Source organism: Paucilactobacillus nenjiangensis (assembly GCF_008632615.1).
Taxonomy (GTDB): Bacteria; Bacillota; Bacilli; order Lactobacillales; family Lactobacillaceae; genus Paucilactobacillus; species Paucilactobacillus nenjiangensis.
Map to the genome: position 1 here is coordinate 892,931 of NZ_CP043939.1, position 14,664 is coordinate 907,594.

The following is a 14,664-nucleotide window of genomic DNA, read 5'->3' on the forward strand; positions in this document are numbered from 1 at the left end:
TAAGAGTAGTATATGGGGGAGTATCAGTTATGTCTGGTGCTCTCTCTTTGTCTGATTTAGTAACTTGTCAAAAAATTCTACAGGAGGTGTTTGTATGGCAATCGATATTACGGGGCAAAGATTTGGAAGACTGGTGGCGATTGAACGTCAAGGTCGAGCTAAAAATGGAAACGCGCTCTGGTTGTGTCAGTGCAGTTGTGGCAATATGACTGTAGTGGAATCATACGGACTTCGCCATGGCTCAACTAAGAGCTGCGGATGTTTGCGAAGTGAGATGTCAAGCAAAGCAATTAAAACAAATAAAAAAACTGCCATCAATATTGGTAATGAAAAAAATCTCAGAACTGCATCAGGTGTTCCGGTATCAAGTGTTGCGCTTAGTTCGCGTAACCAAAGTGGGGTTACAGGGGTCACATACCTATGTAACACTGATAACTGGCAAGCACGCATGATGGTGAATGGTCGATATGTTCTTTTAAAAAGCTTCGATACCTTTCAAGAAGCCGTTGAAGCACGCAAAGCTGCAGAAAAGAAGTACTTTGGTTCAAAAATTACCGTTAAAACTGAATTTCAGCACGGATGCAAAAATCCATTCAACAACATTTAATCTGTTATTGAATGGATTTTTTGTGTTTAATAGCCTTTGTCTAAATTCACTTGATTTTGACTGATGGTTCCTGACTTAACAAAACCAGGCAAATTCTTTAAAAGTAATTCGACTTGTATCCGTTGGAAATGTGAAATTTGGCCAGTGCTGTGTGGAGTGACCAAGACATTATCCATTCGCCAGAAGGGACTGTTAGCTGGTAACGGTTCAGTTTCAAAAACGTCCAATGCAGCGTGTTGTACTTGACCAGCTTGGAGCGCTGATATCAAATCATTTGAATTAACCGATGGCCCACGTCCAACATTGATAAACAGGAACAGGTTGTTAAAATGATTGAAAAATTGTTGATTATAAAATTGTCTTGTGTGGTCATTTAAAGGCATCACATTAATAATCACATCACTTTGCCAAATATGATCGTCTAAATGCTCTAGTGCGAGTGTTTCATCGAAATAGTCGACGGGATGCCCAGTCGAATTGATCCCAATCGTTTTAGCACCAAAGGATTTTATTAGTCGTGCGATTTCTTGGCCAATATGACCAGTACCAAAGATCGTATAAGTAAAATCAGTCATTGAATGAGGCTTCACTTCATCGATTGCAGGCCAGTGTTGCTTAGGCTTGTTGGCCATTGCCACATCGATATTTCTGACGAAGTGTAAAATAAAGGCCAAGACAGATTGAGCGATACTAGTTGCATGAATTCCACTGGAGTTAGTTAAAATAATGTTTCTTTTAGCAAATTCTGCCAGTGGGAGTGTATCAACGCCGGCGGAAATGGCGTGAATCCATTTGAGCTTTGAATTAGGGGCATTTAAGAGCTGGTTGCCAGCAGTTTGATTCCAACCAAAGGCAATGGTGATATCAGCTGGGTCGACGGTCTGACCTAAATCGCTTGGTTTAAATACCTCAACACCATAGTCAGTAAAATTATAGAATAAAGAATCATCCAGATGTGCAATGATTAGTAGCTTTTCAGTCATAAGCAATATTCTCCTTTTCCTTGATTGCTATTATTGTATGCGGGATTTGAATTGGTAGCAAATTATCATGCTTTTACGACCAGATTGCCGAATTATCACACTAGACGCCACAGTTGAACATTTTTTGACAATTGAAATTTAAAATGGTAACTTCTAGTAAGCGCTTACATTTTTAAATAAGAGTATTTAGGACACAAGCAGAGGATGGTAGAGAGATGGATGAAGTATTGTTTTTCAAACCGGTTTTTAAAGAAAAAATCTGGGGTGGCCAAAAATTGGCGCGTTTTGGATATGATTTGCCAGCAGGTAAAATTGGTGAATGCTGGGCAATTTCAGGTCATAGCCATGGGACAACAGAAGTCGAAAATGGTACATATGCTGGACACACATTAGCTTCACTGTGGAAATCTAACCAAGAGTTGTTTGGCAATAGTCAACTTGAAAAGTTTCCTTTATTAGTTAAAATTTTGGATGCTGAAGATTCTCTTTCGGTACAAGTTCATCCTGACGATGCTTATGCGAAAGAACACGCGAATGATTTAGGTAAAACTGAATGTTGGTATGTGATTGATGCTGACCCAGGTTCGTATTTAATATTTGGACACCATGCGCAAACGCGCGATGAATTTGAACAAATGGTCAAAGATGGTGAATGGGATAAGTTGTTGAATAAGGTGCCGGTTAGCAAAGGTGATTTCTTCTTTGTACCAAGTGGCACAGTCCACGCGCTCACAAAAGGGGTCATGGTACTGGAAACTCAACAAAGTAGCGATACGACATATCGGTTGTATGATTTTGATCGAGTTGACCAAAAGACTGGTAAGAAACGGGAACTTCATTTGGAAGATTCATTTAATGTCACAACCATCCCTGCAAAAACAGTCCAGCAAGAACCGAGCGTGTTAAAAATTGGAGATTCAACGCTGACTACTTTAGTCTCAGATCCAATCTCGAAATACTTTAACGTTTATCACTATGTCATTCATGGTAAAGTCGATTTTTCAAAGGAATATCCATACACCTTAGTGTCTGTGCTGGATGGTGAAGGAACATTAACCCTAGATGAAGAAACTTATCAAATCAGAAAAGGACAACATTTCATGCTAACCGCAGCGGCGAACGACTGGACGATTGCCGGTGACTTGGAATGTATCGCGTCAGTGGCACACTAACATATTAATTGAAAATCATCATGATTTAGGAGTCGAGTTTTCTCGATTCCTTTTTTGTTATACATAAAAATAATTTATAAAATTTGAGTGAATGCTTTGAATGATTGCATCACTAGTTAAATAAGGCCAGATAAAAAGTCACATTTTTCAATAAATATTCATTTTATTATTTTAAATTCACTAGTTTTCTTCAAACTTAGCGTGGCGAATATTCTAAATTCGCGAGTAAAGTATCGGTTATTGAATGAATATAACTTTTGTGTCGTTTAGATTCGATGGAGGTAATCACATGAAGAAAAATAAAATGAAAATTATTACAGTGACAGGTGTCGTCGTTACCGCAGTTATTGCGGCCACAGTGTATATCAGTTATGAAAATTGATAGTTGGAGGTAAGGACTATGAGTAATCAAGTAATTAACCCTTCAACGGGGATGCAAGAAATGGTCTTCTCTTTAAACAGTGAGGAAGATTTGCACAATGCTTTAGTTGAAGGAGATAAGTATTATCGCAGACAACGCATAGTACCAGTAAAGGTTCTTGCTCAACAATTGATGGCGATTGCGGCAAGCTTTAGAGAAAATGCTGATAATCTAGCACAAACGGCTACCAATAATATGGGTAAGCTGATTTCTGAAAGTTATGCCGAAGTTGAGGCCACGGCAAAAATCGCAGAATATTATTGATACCACCATGGTGATTATGCCAATGTTTCATATCAATTCTCAAGTGATGTGATGTCATGTCTGTCAATGCGTTATGCTGGCAGAATTATGACGACAGCGAAATTCAGTGCGAGTCGCTTCTGGCACCAAGTTAGTGATAAACAGGTCACGTGGGTCTCAGTCGTACCAACAATTGTCTCTATCTTGTTGATGAATGACGGTGCCAAGGCTGCCTATCAAGAACATAAGAACAATATCAGTCTCCGCTTCTTACGTTCTTCATCATTTTCTTTACCCGAACATCAATTAGTCGCTTTTGAAGACCAGTTTAATACTCAAATCCTCGAAGGCTATGGGATGACCGAAACTACTAGTCAATCAACGATTAATCCATTTGATGCACCCAAAGTAGGCTCTGCTGGTAAGCCGTTTGGGACGGAATTGGCAATCAACGTTGACGGACAATTACAACGTACGGACACGGAGATTGGTGAAATTTGGTTACGTGGAGATCACGTGATTAGTGATTACCTCGACCCACAGCCAGAATCATTTGAAGACGGTTGGTTTAAAACCGGAGATTTAGGCTATGTTGATGAGGATGGTTATTTATTTGTCAAAGGCCGCCAAAAAGAAATGATTAATCGTGGTGGCGAAAAGGTTGCTCCAGCGAAAGTTGAAAGTGTTTTGAGTGACTTAGCCGTCATTAATGAAGTGGCTGTGATTGGGATGCCAGATGATTTGTATGGTGAACAAGTTACGGCGGTGATTGTTAGTGATTCACAAATTGACGGAGAAACACTGTCAGAGCAAGTTATTGCATACACCAAGAATAATTTGGCAACTTTTGAACGGCCAACTCAAGTATTCTGAATTAACGAATTTCCAAAAAATAATACTGGTAAAATTCTAAGACCAAAATTAAAAGAAATGTTGGTCATGCAACACGTTTAAAATTAATATCTCTGTCTATAGGCTTTTGTATAATACAATTAAAATCTAAGATTGATTTTTAATCTCGTTAGCAGTACATTAATCGTGTACGATTAATTAAAAGGAGTTTTCGATGATAAGTGAAGATTTGAAATTAACCAATCAACTGTGTTTTTCGATTTACAATGCTAATCGGTTATTTAATAAGTTCTACCAAAAAGCGCTTGAACCCTTCAAAATTACGTATCCTCAATACTTGGTTTTGTTATCACTTTGGGAACGAGATCAGCAACAATTACAAGAATTAGGTGCTGAGATTGGCCTATCTAGTAATACACTGACACCGCTTCTCAAAAGACTTGAAGAAAAAGAGTTGATTACTCGTGTTCGACCTCAAACGGACAAGAGACAACTAGTGGTTTCACTCACCAATGCCGGAGAAGCCATTCAAGCACCCATCGTTGAAGCGATTGCTAATTGTATTTCGCAAGACCAGTTTGATATAAATCGATATCATCAATTACTCGAAGACAACAAAAAATTAGCGGATGAATTACAAAAGCAATTAGAATAAATTGCTGTCAGTTTGGACAACAAATTAAAAAGACATCATAACGAGATTTCAATAAATCCAGCTATGATGTCTTTTTGTATATACCAAATTATTTATTAACCATGAATTTACGGGTTAATTGTTGTAGAGGTGATTTGAGTAAGAAATAGACAATTATCATGCCAATCCAAACGCCACATGCATTCGTAATTAGATCATCGACTTCGACCCAACGTCCAAGATGGACAAGAAAATTGATAATCATTTGGGTACATTCTAAGAAAATGCCTGTGCCAATCCCTAATAAAACCTTGTGACTTATTTTGGTTGGTTGAATAATTAATTGGTAGAAGATGCCGGCTGGCACAGTCATCAAGACGTTCATCCAAAACGCAGTGTCTAACGATTGAAATGGAATTAAATTGAAAATAATACCATCAAACAAAAAATAATGGATTTCATGAGGTGAGGTGAACCCAAAAGATACCGGGGCGAAACAAATCCGACAGATGAAGAAAGCATAAACCCAAGCACCAATTAGTGTCATTTTGGGGAATAGCGTATCATGACGTTTAAAAATGAGATAAATGAGAATAATTATTAGAATTAAAAAAATAAAAATAAATGGTATCCATTTAAGCATGGCAAGGGTTCTCCTAATATAGTGATGATAGATTACAGCCAAAAAATTGGAAATTATGGTAAATTTTCGATATAATTTTTAACATGAATTTAATTGATACAAATATGCGCAAATCAATTAATAATGAAGATGAGAGAAGTGAGTGATCAAATGGATACGCAAGATACCACGGAACTAGCGCGTAATTTAAAGAATCGACATGTTCAATTGATAGCCATTGGAGGCACAATTGGAACTGGATTATTCTTAGGCTCGGGCCAATCTATTCGATTAGCGGGACCATCAATTATCCTAGCATACATTTTAACTGGAATGGTATGTTTTTTACTTATGAGAGCGTTAGGTGAATTATTGCTCTCAAACTTAGGCTACCACTCATTTGTGGAAGCTGTACGTGAATACTTGGGAGATACAGCTGGCTTTATTACTGGTTGGACCTATTGGATTTGTTGGGTCACAATTGCCATGGCCGAAATGACCGCGATTGGTATTTATGTTCAACTTTGGCTGCCGGGAGTTCCCCAATGGGTACCGGGGTTAGTCTTTCTAATCATTTTACTAGGTGTTAATTTAATTACTGTTGGGGCGTTTGGCGAGGTTGAATTTTGGTTTTCATTAATTAAAATTGTTGCCATTATTGGCTTGATTGTTGCCGGAATTGTGATGCTCATCGTGAGTTATAAAACGCCATCTGGACATGTTACCGTCGCTAACTTGGTCACTCATGGTGGCTTCTTTCCAACAGGGATGAAGGGCTTTTTGCTCTCGTTTCAAATGGTTATCTTTAGTTTTATTGGTATTGAAATGGTCGGTATGACTGCCGCCGAAACTCAAGATCCCAAAACAGTGTTGCCTAAAGCTATCAATGACATTCCAATTCGAATTATTATTTTTTATGTTGGAGCACTCTTTATTATTATGTGTATCTACCCATGGAATCAGTTGCAAGCATCACAAAGCCCATTTGTAATGGTCTTTAAAGATATTGGAATTACAGCTGCCGCAAGTGTGATTAATTTCGTCGTGATTACCGCGGCGGCCTCAGCATGTAATAGTTCACTGTACACCACAGGACGGATGTTAGCAGAATTAACTGCTTCATCAAAAAATCAGAAAGTTCGTCGAATTAGTAAATTATCAAAACACCATGTACCGGCCAATGCCTTGTACGTGTCATGTGTTATTATTGCTATTTCGGTGGCGTTGAATTATTTAATTCCTAGTCAGGTATTTACTTTAGTTTCAACGGTTGCAACGACTTGTTTTATCTTCATTTGGGGCATTATTATTTTAACTCACTTGAAATTTAAGAAGACCGAAAAAGGTAAAAAATCTGAATTTAAGACACCATTTGCACCAGTCAGTGATTATTTCATCTTAGTTTTCTTGGCTGCAGTGGCTGTCATTTTGTGCTTTAAGCATGAAACCTTAGTCGCACTGATTTTGTCAGTCGTCTGGTTCTGTGTCCTATACTTTGTTAAAAAACATAATGATAAAAAAATTGCATAGTTGCATCTTTCAAGTCGATGATAAATCGGCTTTTTTGTTGGCTAAATCTTATTCTTTTGAATGCGTCAGCGGTTGTGGTATAAAGTGAGTATCAACTGTGGGAGGTTAAGTAATATGGCAAATCAACATCATCGCCCTGATTGGGCGGAAAAGTCACCGGAGCTTCGTGAGTATCATGACCACGAGTGGGGTGTAGAACAACATGATGATCAGAAATTATTTGAAATCTTGAGTTTAGAAACATATCAGACGGGGCTCAGTTGGGAAACAGTTTTAATGAAACGCGATGCTTTTAGAAAAGCGTTTGATAATTATGATATTGATCAAGTTGCGAAAATTTCAGAAGGGGCCATCAATGATATGATGGAAAATTCAGCAATTATTCGTAATAAGCGAAAACTTGATTCAACTGTGAACAACGCCAAGGTTGTTCAAAAAATTCAATCGTCAGGTCAAACGTTTGATCATTATTTATGGAGCTTTGTTGATGGTAAGCCACAAAAAATTGTTCGCGACGCTGATGGTGGTCGAGTGGTTGAAAATGAATTGTCACAGCAAATGGCTAAACAAATGAAAAAAGATGGCTTTAAGTTTGTTGGACCAGTCACACTGTTTACTTATATGTTTGCCATTGGGATGTTAGTCGATTAATTAGTCGTCATTTACGGCTTTTTATTTTTGCATTAATTTAGTTGTATTATACAAGTAAATTAATCAACATTTAATAAATGTATTTTGCTGCAATTTAGCGTATTTAAATAATATAAGCTAAAGGAGGCAACAACAATGATAAATCGACCTAGTTGGGCAGAAAAAACAACTGTTTTACAGGATTACTACGACGATGAGTTGGGTTTTGAAGAACATGATGATCAAAAATTATTTGAAATTCTATGTATGCAATCTTACCAAATTGGGTTAAGCCGCCAGACGGTGTTGAACAAACGAGATGGCTTTCGTCATTATTTTTGTGAGTACCGGATTGATAAAGTTGCGAATATGGGAGATGCACATGTCAAACTAATGCTCATTAATCCGGAGGTAATTCGTAATCGAATGAAATTGGAAGCAACAATTAACAACGCTAAGATCATTTTAGAGATGCGCGAAAATGGGTTAACCTTTAATAATTACGTGTGGGGGTTTGTTGAATTTCAGCCATGTAAGTTGAAGGTGTCAGCAGATGAAAGGCTACCTTCGCAAACTAGATTGTCTGCCAAAATTGCCAAACAAATGCATAAAGATGGGTTCAAGTTGGTAGGGCCAGTCACAATTTATTCGTTTATGTTAGCGGCGGGGATGATTGATGCCCGGTTATAAAAAAATAGCCTCAATACATGTGAAAAGCCACTGTATTTGAGGTTATTTTTAGTAAATCAATAAGACAACTAGTAATTCGAGAAAACTATAGGTGACGTATTGATGTTTCATGTTTGGAAAGTTATGCATGCCAAACCAGCCAAGGACTACTAAGAGAATCGCCAAAATGGATCTAACCGAGATTGATTGAGTTAAAACTAAGATGATAAAAATGATGGCGCTAACTGTATTAATAATTGAAAAAATAAAGTTGTTTTTTTCAACAAAGGCCGGTGTTAGGAACAAGGATGATAAGAAAAATAACGGAATTAGTGTTTGAATGAACGACCATGAGAGAAAATGCACCGACATGAAGGCAATCGTGGCTGGAACGCTGACCGTCACTAACAAACTATAAATAATCAACCCATATTCATTTTTTAGTTGTGCAAAGCCGATTTGAACGATTAATAAGAAAATTGGAAGCAGAAGTAATAATAAAAGTAATGTGAGGTTTCCTTTGATGACACCGGAGAACGCTAAGATAAAACTGGCCAAGATGGATAACATCGCAAACGGTGATTTAAAATTTGAACTAAAAATCAGAAACGATGAAATGGCAATCGTAGCTGTGTATAGTCCAACCAGCCACAAGTTAAATTCAAATGTAGCAGTGGAGACGCCTTTGGCATATCGAATGGGAATATAAAACCAAATGCTGAGTTGAATTATGAGGGAAATAATGAGTACTTTCCAATTGATTTCTCGCCATCTTGAAATAAGTTGTGTAAACACGGCGCACCTCTGAGTAATTTATTTATGTTATATGTTAATTAATATTTACCGTTACGTCAATTGGATTTAAGATTATTAACGGTAAATTAAATTGATTCTAATACTAACTTTATGTTAGGATTGTAAAGTTATAAGTCCATTCCCGATAGGATTCACGCCTGTGAAGATGCCTTGTAACCGCAATTAGAAATTCATCTGGAATGAATTTCAAACCGCAAATAGGGGGAATTTTTTTATGTCAGAACGACATTTATTTACATCTGAGTCAGTCTCAGAAGGACATCCGGATAAAATTGCTGATCAAATTAGTGATGCAATTTTGGATGCGATGTTAGAACAAGATCCACATGCTCGTGTTGCCTGCGAAACATCAGTTACTACCGGATTGGTGTTAGTTTTCGGTGAAGTATCAACCTCTGCTTATGTTGATATTCAAGGTGTTGTCCGCGATACAATCAAAAAAATCGGCTATAACGATTCAAAGATTGGTTTTGATGGAGACACTTGTGCCGTGTTAGTAGCATTAGATGAACAATCACCTGATATTGCTCAAGGAGTCGATGAAGCTCTTGAACGTCGTGATGGTGATGTTGATCCACTCGACCAAATTGGTGCCGGTGATCAAGGTTTAATGTTTGGTTATGCTACTGATGAAACACCTGAATTGATGCCATTAGCGCTTTCGTTGAGTCATAAGTTGATGCAACGAATTGCTAAATTACGTCATTCTGGTGCGTTGAAATATTTGCGTCCTGACGCAAAGGCCGAAGTTACCATCGAATACGATGATAACAACGTCCCAGAACGTGTTGATACGGTTGTTTTGAGTACTCAACATGATGAAGAAGTTTCGTTGGAGCAAATTCGTAAGGATGTCATTGAACAGGTTATTAAAAATGTCATTCCAGCTGAATTGTTGGACGATAAAACCAAATATTATATTAATCCAACTGGTCGTTTTGTGATTGGTGGTCCTCAAGGGGATGCCGGATTGACAGGACGTAAAGTGATTGTTGATACTTATGGTGGTGCAGCTCATCATGGTGGTGGTGCCTTTTCTGGTAAGGACGCAACGAAAGTTGACCGTTCAGCTAGTTATGCCGCGCGTTATATTGCCAAAAATATCGTGGCCGCTGGTTTTGCCAAGAAGGTTGAAGTTCAATTAGCCTATGCAATTGGTGTTGCACAACCAGTTTCCGTTTCAGTTGATACATTTGGTACTGGAACGGTCACAAATGCTGCGTTAACAGAAGCTATCCGCCATAACTTTGATTTACGTCCACAAGGTATCATTCAAATGCTTGATTTACAACGTCCAATTTACAAGCAAACTGCTGCTTATGGACATTTTGGTCGGACAGATATTGATTTACCTTGGGAACATCTTGATAAGATTGATGCACTAAAAGAAGAATTAGCATAATTATAAAAAGGTTTGCCATTAATGCAGACAAAAAAGCAACTCATCTAAAATTTTTAGGTGAGTTGTTTTTTATGTGGAATCACAATTAACGTTTTTGAATCACAATTAATTTAGGTGGCGTATGGGCTTGATTAACAAATTGATATTCGAGGACATTAAATTCTTTTTGTGGGAGAGTGGCAGTAAATTTTTCCACAGCAATTCTTTCGTCATTCCCGCCAGGATGTCCATAATACACAACTAAACAAATCAAACCTTCCGTCCTTAAGTGAGGTAACATTTTTTGAACAGCTTCAATGGTGGTTTGTCCGTGAGTAATTACTGACTTATCACCACTTGGCAAATAGCCTAAGTTAAAAATGGCTGCGGACAGATCTGTGGATAGATATTGGTCAACGTTTTGATGTCCAGTTTGGTACAGTGAAACATTTTGTAAATTGGCAGCGGCTAATCTGGTGGTAGTGGCTTGGATTGCTGCTGGTTGAATGTCAAAGCCAAGTACTTGACCAGAATTACCAACTAATTCAGCTAAAAATTGAGTGTCATGACCATTACCAACAGTTGCATCAACGACGGTTTCACCAGGGCGAACGGTATTTTTTAATAATTCGTGACTGTATTGTAGTGCAGGAGCTAATTTCATAATCATGTCTTCTTTATTTTAAATACAAATTGACCAATGGTAATGACTATAAATCCAAGACAAAAACCTGCCAGGACATCACTGGGATAGTGAACGCCAATATAAATCCGTGAGATTCCTACTAACAAGATGGCAAACAACAAAATAGCGATTAATAACCATTTCACGTAGCGAGGAATTGGGAGCCGTTGAACTAGAAGAATAATTGAACCGAACACCAAAGTCGCAATCGCAGAGTGACCACTTGGAAAACTGTAACCGCCATAATGTAATAGCTGGTTAGTTTGTGGGCGAGCACGATCAATCATGTCTTTAATACCCACGTTGATTATTGAACCAACTAGTGGAATCAGTAAGAAAAAGAAACCAATCCGATAAAATTTGTACATGAACAAGACCGCAACACCAACCACCACGACAATCATAATCGGTAGAGTGTTAAAGAACACAGTATAGGCTTTAAAAAAGGCCGTTTTTGATGGTGAAAATTGGCGAATCAAGTTAATGATGGTCTGATCAAATGTGTGCACCCAGTTGGCATTCATTTTGATACCGGTCAATAGGGCGATAAAAATTAGGAGGGCGGCAACAAAGAAGGCTGCCTGAGTTTTACTTATCCGTTGTGTAATCATTTATCTTCATCCTTGTTAAGTTTATATCTTTAGTCTACCACATCAGCCACCTTGCAAAGACGGGATTGGTTTGGTACTATTGTATCAATATTTGATTGTTGAAAAGGAATAGTAAATTTCTGGTATTTTAAAGAGACTGCGTGCTAGTGTGAACGTGGAAATATTAGTTTTTGAACTCACCTTTAAAAACTTTTCGCTGAACTAAGTAAGTGAAAACGTGATTTCGCGTTACGAAAGACAAGCGCTACAGTAATGTAGAAAATGGGTGGTACCGCGGAGTTTATTCGTCCTATAGGAGTTTTTCCTATGGGATTTTTTTATTTCAACAACAAAAATACATAATATTTTTAAGGAAGAAGAGAATAACATGGCATACGAACATGATGCGATTGAAAAAAAATGGCAAAAATTTTGGCAAGATAACAAGACGTTTAAGGCAACAATTAATAATGATAAGCCAAAGTATTATGCCTTAGATATGTTCCCTTATCCTTCTGGGCAAGGACTACACGTTGGACATCCCGAAGGTTATACTGCCACTGATGCAGTTTCTCGGATGCACAGAATGCAAGGGTTCAATGTTTTGCATCCAATGGGTTGGGATGCGTTTGGTTTACCTGCAGAACAATACGCATTAAAAACCGGTAATAACCCTAAAGATTTTACCAATCAAAATATCCAAGTCTTTAAAAAGCAAATCCAATCACTTGGATTCTCTTATGATTGGGATCGAGAAATCAATACCACTGATCCTAAATTTTACAAATGGACCCAATGGATTTTTGAACAACTTTACAAAAAAGGCTTAGCTTACGAAGATAAAATTATGGTTAACTGGGCACCTGACTTTATGGGTGGAACAGTGGTTGCCAATGAAGAAGTCGTTGATGGTAAAACCGAACGTGGTGGTTATCCAGTTTATCGCAAACCAATGCGCCAATGGGTTTTAAAAATTACTGAATATGCTGACCGCTTAGTTGATGATTTGGACGATTTGGATTGGCCTGAAAGTATCAAAGAACAACAACGTAACTGGATTGGACGTTCAACTGGTTCTAGTGTGTTCTTTAATGTTGAGGGGCATGAAGGCGCACAGATTGAAGTCTTTACAACTCGTCCGGATACGCTTTTTGGTGCATCGTACATGGTGCTAGCTCCTGAACACGAGTTAGTAGACCAAATTACGACGCCAGAACAAGCCGATGCCATTAAAAAGTACCAAGATGAAGTATCTCGTCGTTCTGACCTGGAACGGACTGATCTTAACAAAGATAAGTCTGGGGTATTTACTGGTGCTTATGGCATTAATCCAGTTAATGGCGATAAATTACCAATTTGGATTGGTGATTATGTCTTAGCATCATATGGGACAGGTGCAATTATGGCCGTACCTGCTCACGATGAACGTGACTGGGAATTTGCTAAGAAATTTGATTTACGTATTACACCAGTGATTGAAGGTGGGGATGTGCAAGAAGCTCCTTATGTTGGAGATGGCGCTCATATCAATTCAGAATTCTTGAATGGTAAGAACAAAGCGGATGCGATTAGTGAAATGATTGACTGGCTTGAAGAACACCATGCCGGTGAAAAGAAGGTTAATTACCGTCTTCGTGACTGGATTTTCTCACGTCAACGTTACTGGGGTGAACCAATTCCTGTGATTCAATGGGAAGATGGTGAAACCACATTAGTCCCTGAAGATGAATTACCACTGCGCTTACCAGATACTAATCAATTGGAACCATCTGGAACTGGAGAAAGTCCATTAGCCAACATCGATGACTGGGTTAACGTTGTGGATGAAAATGGTCGTAAGGGTAAACGTGAGACGAACACAATGCCACAATGGGCCGGTTCATCTTGGTATTGGCTCCGTTATATGGATCCAGATAATGACAAAGAATTAGCTAGCCAAGAAGCACTTAACTATTGGTCACCAGTTGATTTATACGTTGGTGGTGCAGAACATGCGGTTCTCCATTTATTGTATGCACGTTTCTGGCACAAAGTCCTTTATGATTTAGGCATTGTACCAACCAAAGAACCATTCCAAAAATTAGTTAACCAAGGCATGATTCTCGGTGAAAACCATGAAAAAATGTCTAAATCAAAGGGTAACGTTGTTAATCCCGATGATATTGTTAACCAATATGGTGCTGATACTCTTCGTCTCTATGAAATGTTCATGGGACCTTTGGAAGAATCAGTGCCGTGGGGTGAAAAAGGATTGCACGGTAGTTACAAGTGGATTCAACGGATTTGGCGACTATTCGTCGATGACGACAACAAATTACGCGACCGCATTACCACAATCAATGACGGTAAGTTAGATAAAATCTACAATCAAACAGTTAAGAAAGTTACTGAAGATTTCGGTAGAATGCATTTTAACACTGGAATTTCTCAATTGATGGTCTTTGTTAATGATGCTTATAAAGTTGATGACCTACCAGTTGAATACATGGAAGGTTTCGTTAAGATGATTTCGCCGATCATGCCTCACGTGGCGGAAGAACTTTGGAGCTTCTTTAATGAAAGTGATACGATTGCTTATCAAACATGGCCAACATATGACGAAAGTCAATTAGTTGAAGATGAAATTGAAATGGTAGTTCAAGTTAATGGTAAAGTTAAGGGACACATTAAAGTTGCCAAAGACTTAGATAAAGCTGCTGTTCAAAAAATAGCATTGGCTAATGAACATGTTCATTCAACCATTGATGGACAAGATATTCGTAAGTTAATCGTGGTTCCAGGCAAGATTGTTAATATTGTTATTTAAATAGAATTCTAATCGTACTAAAA

The 14,664-nt window shown here is 38.1% G+C and carries 14 protein-coding genes, 1 pseudogene, 1 riboswitch and 1 other annotated feature; of the genes and pseudogenes, 10 read left to right on the forward strand and 5 right to left on the reverse strand.

Annotated elements, in window-relative coordinates; translation table 11 throughout:
- Positions 1-94 precede the first annotated feature (94 nt).
- The gene (locus F0161_RS04515) at positions 95-607 is read left to right on the forward strand and encodes a hypothetical protein (RefSeq protein ID WP_137601540.1); all 513 of its coding nucleotides are present in this window, start codon (positions 95-97) and stop codon (positions 605-607) included.
- Between the two features lie 26 nt (positions 608-633).
- Here the strand turns inward: F0161_RS04515 and F0161_RS04520 are convergent, their stop codons facing one another.
- Complete coding sequence (locus F0161_RS04520) at positions 634-1,590, reverse strand: NAD(P)-dependent oxidoreductase (protein WP_150203847.1); 957 nt, start codon at positions 1,588-1,590, stop codon at positions 634-636.
- A 215-nt stretch (positions 1,591-1,805) separates the two neighbouring features.
- Here F0161_RS04520 and manA point away from each other — a divergent pair, with 215 nt between their 5' ends.
- The 4 genes and pseudogenes from manA to F0161_RS04540 all read left to right on the forward strand — a co-directional run bounded on the left by manA (position 1,806) and on the right by F0161_RS04540 (position 4,933).
- The gene (gene manA / locus F0161_RS04525) at positions 1,806-2,762 is read left to right on the forward strand and encodes a mannose-6-phosphate isomerase, class I (protein WP_150203848.1); all 957 of its coding nucleotides are present in this window, start codon (positions 1,806-1,808) and stop codon (positions 2,760-2,762) included.
- 400 nt (positions 2,763-3,162) lie between these two features.
- A complete protein-coding gene (locus tag F0161_RS04530; protein WP_150203849.1) occupies positions 3,163-3,447 on the forward strand; it encodes an aldehyde dehydrogenase family protein in 285 nt (94 codons plus the stop codon).
- A pseudogene (locus F0161_RS04535) lies at positions 3,446-4,380 on the forward strand (AMP-binding protein); the annotation flags it as partial. The gene F0161_RS04530 and the pseudogene F0161_RS04535, both read left to right, overlap by 2 nt.
- Positions 4,381-4,495: 115 nt before the next feature.
- Positions 4,496-4,933 carry a MarR family winged helix-turn-helix transcriptional regulator gene (locus F0161_RS04540; protein ID WP_150204635.1) on the forward strand — a complete coding sequence of 146 codons (438 nt, stop codon included), beginning with the start codon at positions 4,496-4,498 and terminating at the stop codon, positions 4,931-4,933.
- Positions 4,934-5,021: 88 nt separating this feature from the next.
- On the opposite strand, the gene F0161_RS04545 is transcribed toward F0161_RS04540, so the two are convergent.
- Positions 5,022-5,555 (reverse strand): VanZ family protein, encoded by a 534-nt coding sequence (locus tag F0161_RS04545; protein WP_150203850.1) that lies wholly within the window; start codon positions 5,553-5,555, stop codon positions 5,022-5,024.
- A 129-nt stretch (positions 5,556-5,684) separates the two neighbouring features.
- On the opposite strand from F0161_RS04545, the gene F0161_RS04550 reads away from it, so the two are divergent.
- The 3 genes from F0161_RS04550 (at position 5,685) to F0161_RS04560 (ending at position 8,384) form a co-directional block, all read left to right on the forward strand.
- A complete protein-coding gene (locus tag F0161_RS04550) occupies positions 5,685-7,064 on the forward strand; it encodes an amino acid permease (protein WP_225423218.1) in 1,380 nt (459 codons plus the stop codon).
- A gap of 114 nt (positions 7,065-7,178) precedes the next feature.
- A complete protein-coding gene (locus tag F0161_RS04555) occupies positions 7,179-7,715 on the forward strand; it encodes a DNA-3-methyladenine glycosylase I (RefSeq protein WP_150203851.1) in 537 nt (178 codons plus the stop codon).
- A 135-nt stretch (positions 7,716-7,850) separates the two neighbouring features.
- Positions 7,851-8,384: a DNA-3-methyladenine glycosylase I gene (locus F0161_RS04560; protein WP_150203852.1), complete on the forward strand. Its 534-nt coding sequence runs from the start codon at positions 7,851-7,853 to the stop codon at positions 8,382-8,384.
- A 48-nt stretch (positions 8,385-8,432) separates the two neighbouring features.
- On the opposite strand, the gene F0161_RS04565 is transcribed toward F0161_RS04560, so the two are convergent.
- Positions 8,433-9,158, reverse strand: coding sequence for a hypothetical protein (locus F0161_RS04565; protein ID WP_150203853.1), 726 nt, complete (start codon positions 9,156-9,158; stop codon positions 8,433-8,435).
- 123 nt (positions 9,159-9,281) lie between these two features.
- Positions 9,282-9,396, forward strand: a riboswitch (SMK box riboswitch).
- On the opposite strand from F0161_RS04565, the gene metK reads away from it, so the two are divergent.
- Positions 9,394-10,581 (forward strand): methionine adenosyltransferase, encoded by a 1,188-nt coding sequence (gene metK / locus F0161_RS04570; RefSeq protein ID WP_150203854.1) that lies wholly within the window; start codon positions 9,394-9,396, stop codon positions 10,579-10,581. Its footprint overlaps the riboswitch before it by 3 nt.
- A gap of 85 nt (positions 10,582-10,666) precedes the next feature.
- Here metK and F0161_RS04575 read toward each other — a convergent pair whose 3' ends face one another.
- The gene (locus F0161_RS04575; RefSeq protein ID WP_137602203.1) at positions 10,667-11,224 is read right to left on the reverse strand and encodes a class I SAM-dependent methyltransferase; all 558 of its coding nucleotides are present in this window, start codon (positions 11,222-11,224) and stop codon (positions 10,667-10,669) included.
- 2 nt (positions 11,225-11,226) lie between these two features.
- On the reverse strand, positions 11,227-11,856 hold the full coding sequence (locus tag F0161_RS04580) for a phosphatase PAP2 family protein (protein WP_150203855.1): 630 nt from the start codon (positions 11,854-11,856) through the stop codon (positions 11,227-11,229).
- Between the two features lie 89 nt (positions 11,857-11,945).
- Positions 11,946-12,151, forward strand: a binding site (T-box leader).
- Positions 12,152-12,223: 72 nt separating this feature from the next.
- Between F0161_RS04580 and leuS the strand changes: the two genes are divergently transcribed.
- Complete coding sequence (gene leuS, locus F0161_RS04585; RefSeq protein ID WP_150203856.1) at positions 12,224-14,641, forward strand: leucine--tRNA ligase; 2,418 nt, start codon at positions 12,224-12,226, stop codon at positions 14,639-14,641.
- The last annotated feature ends 23 nt before the right edge of the window (positions 14,642-14,664 follow it).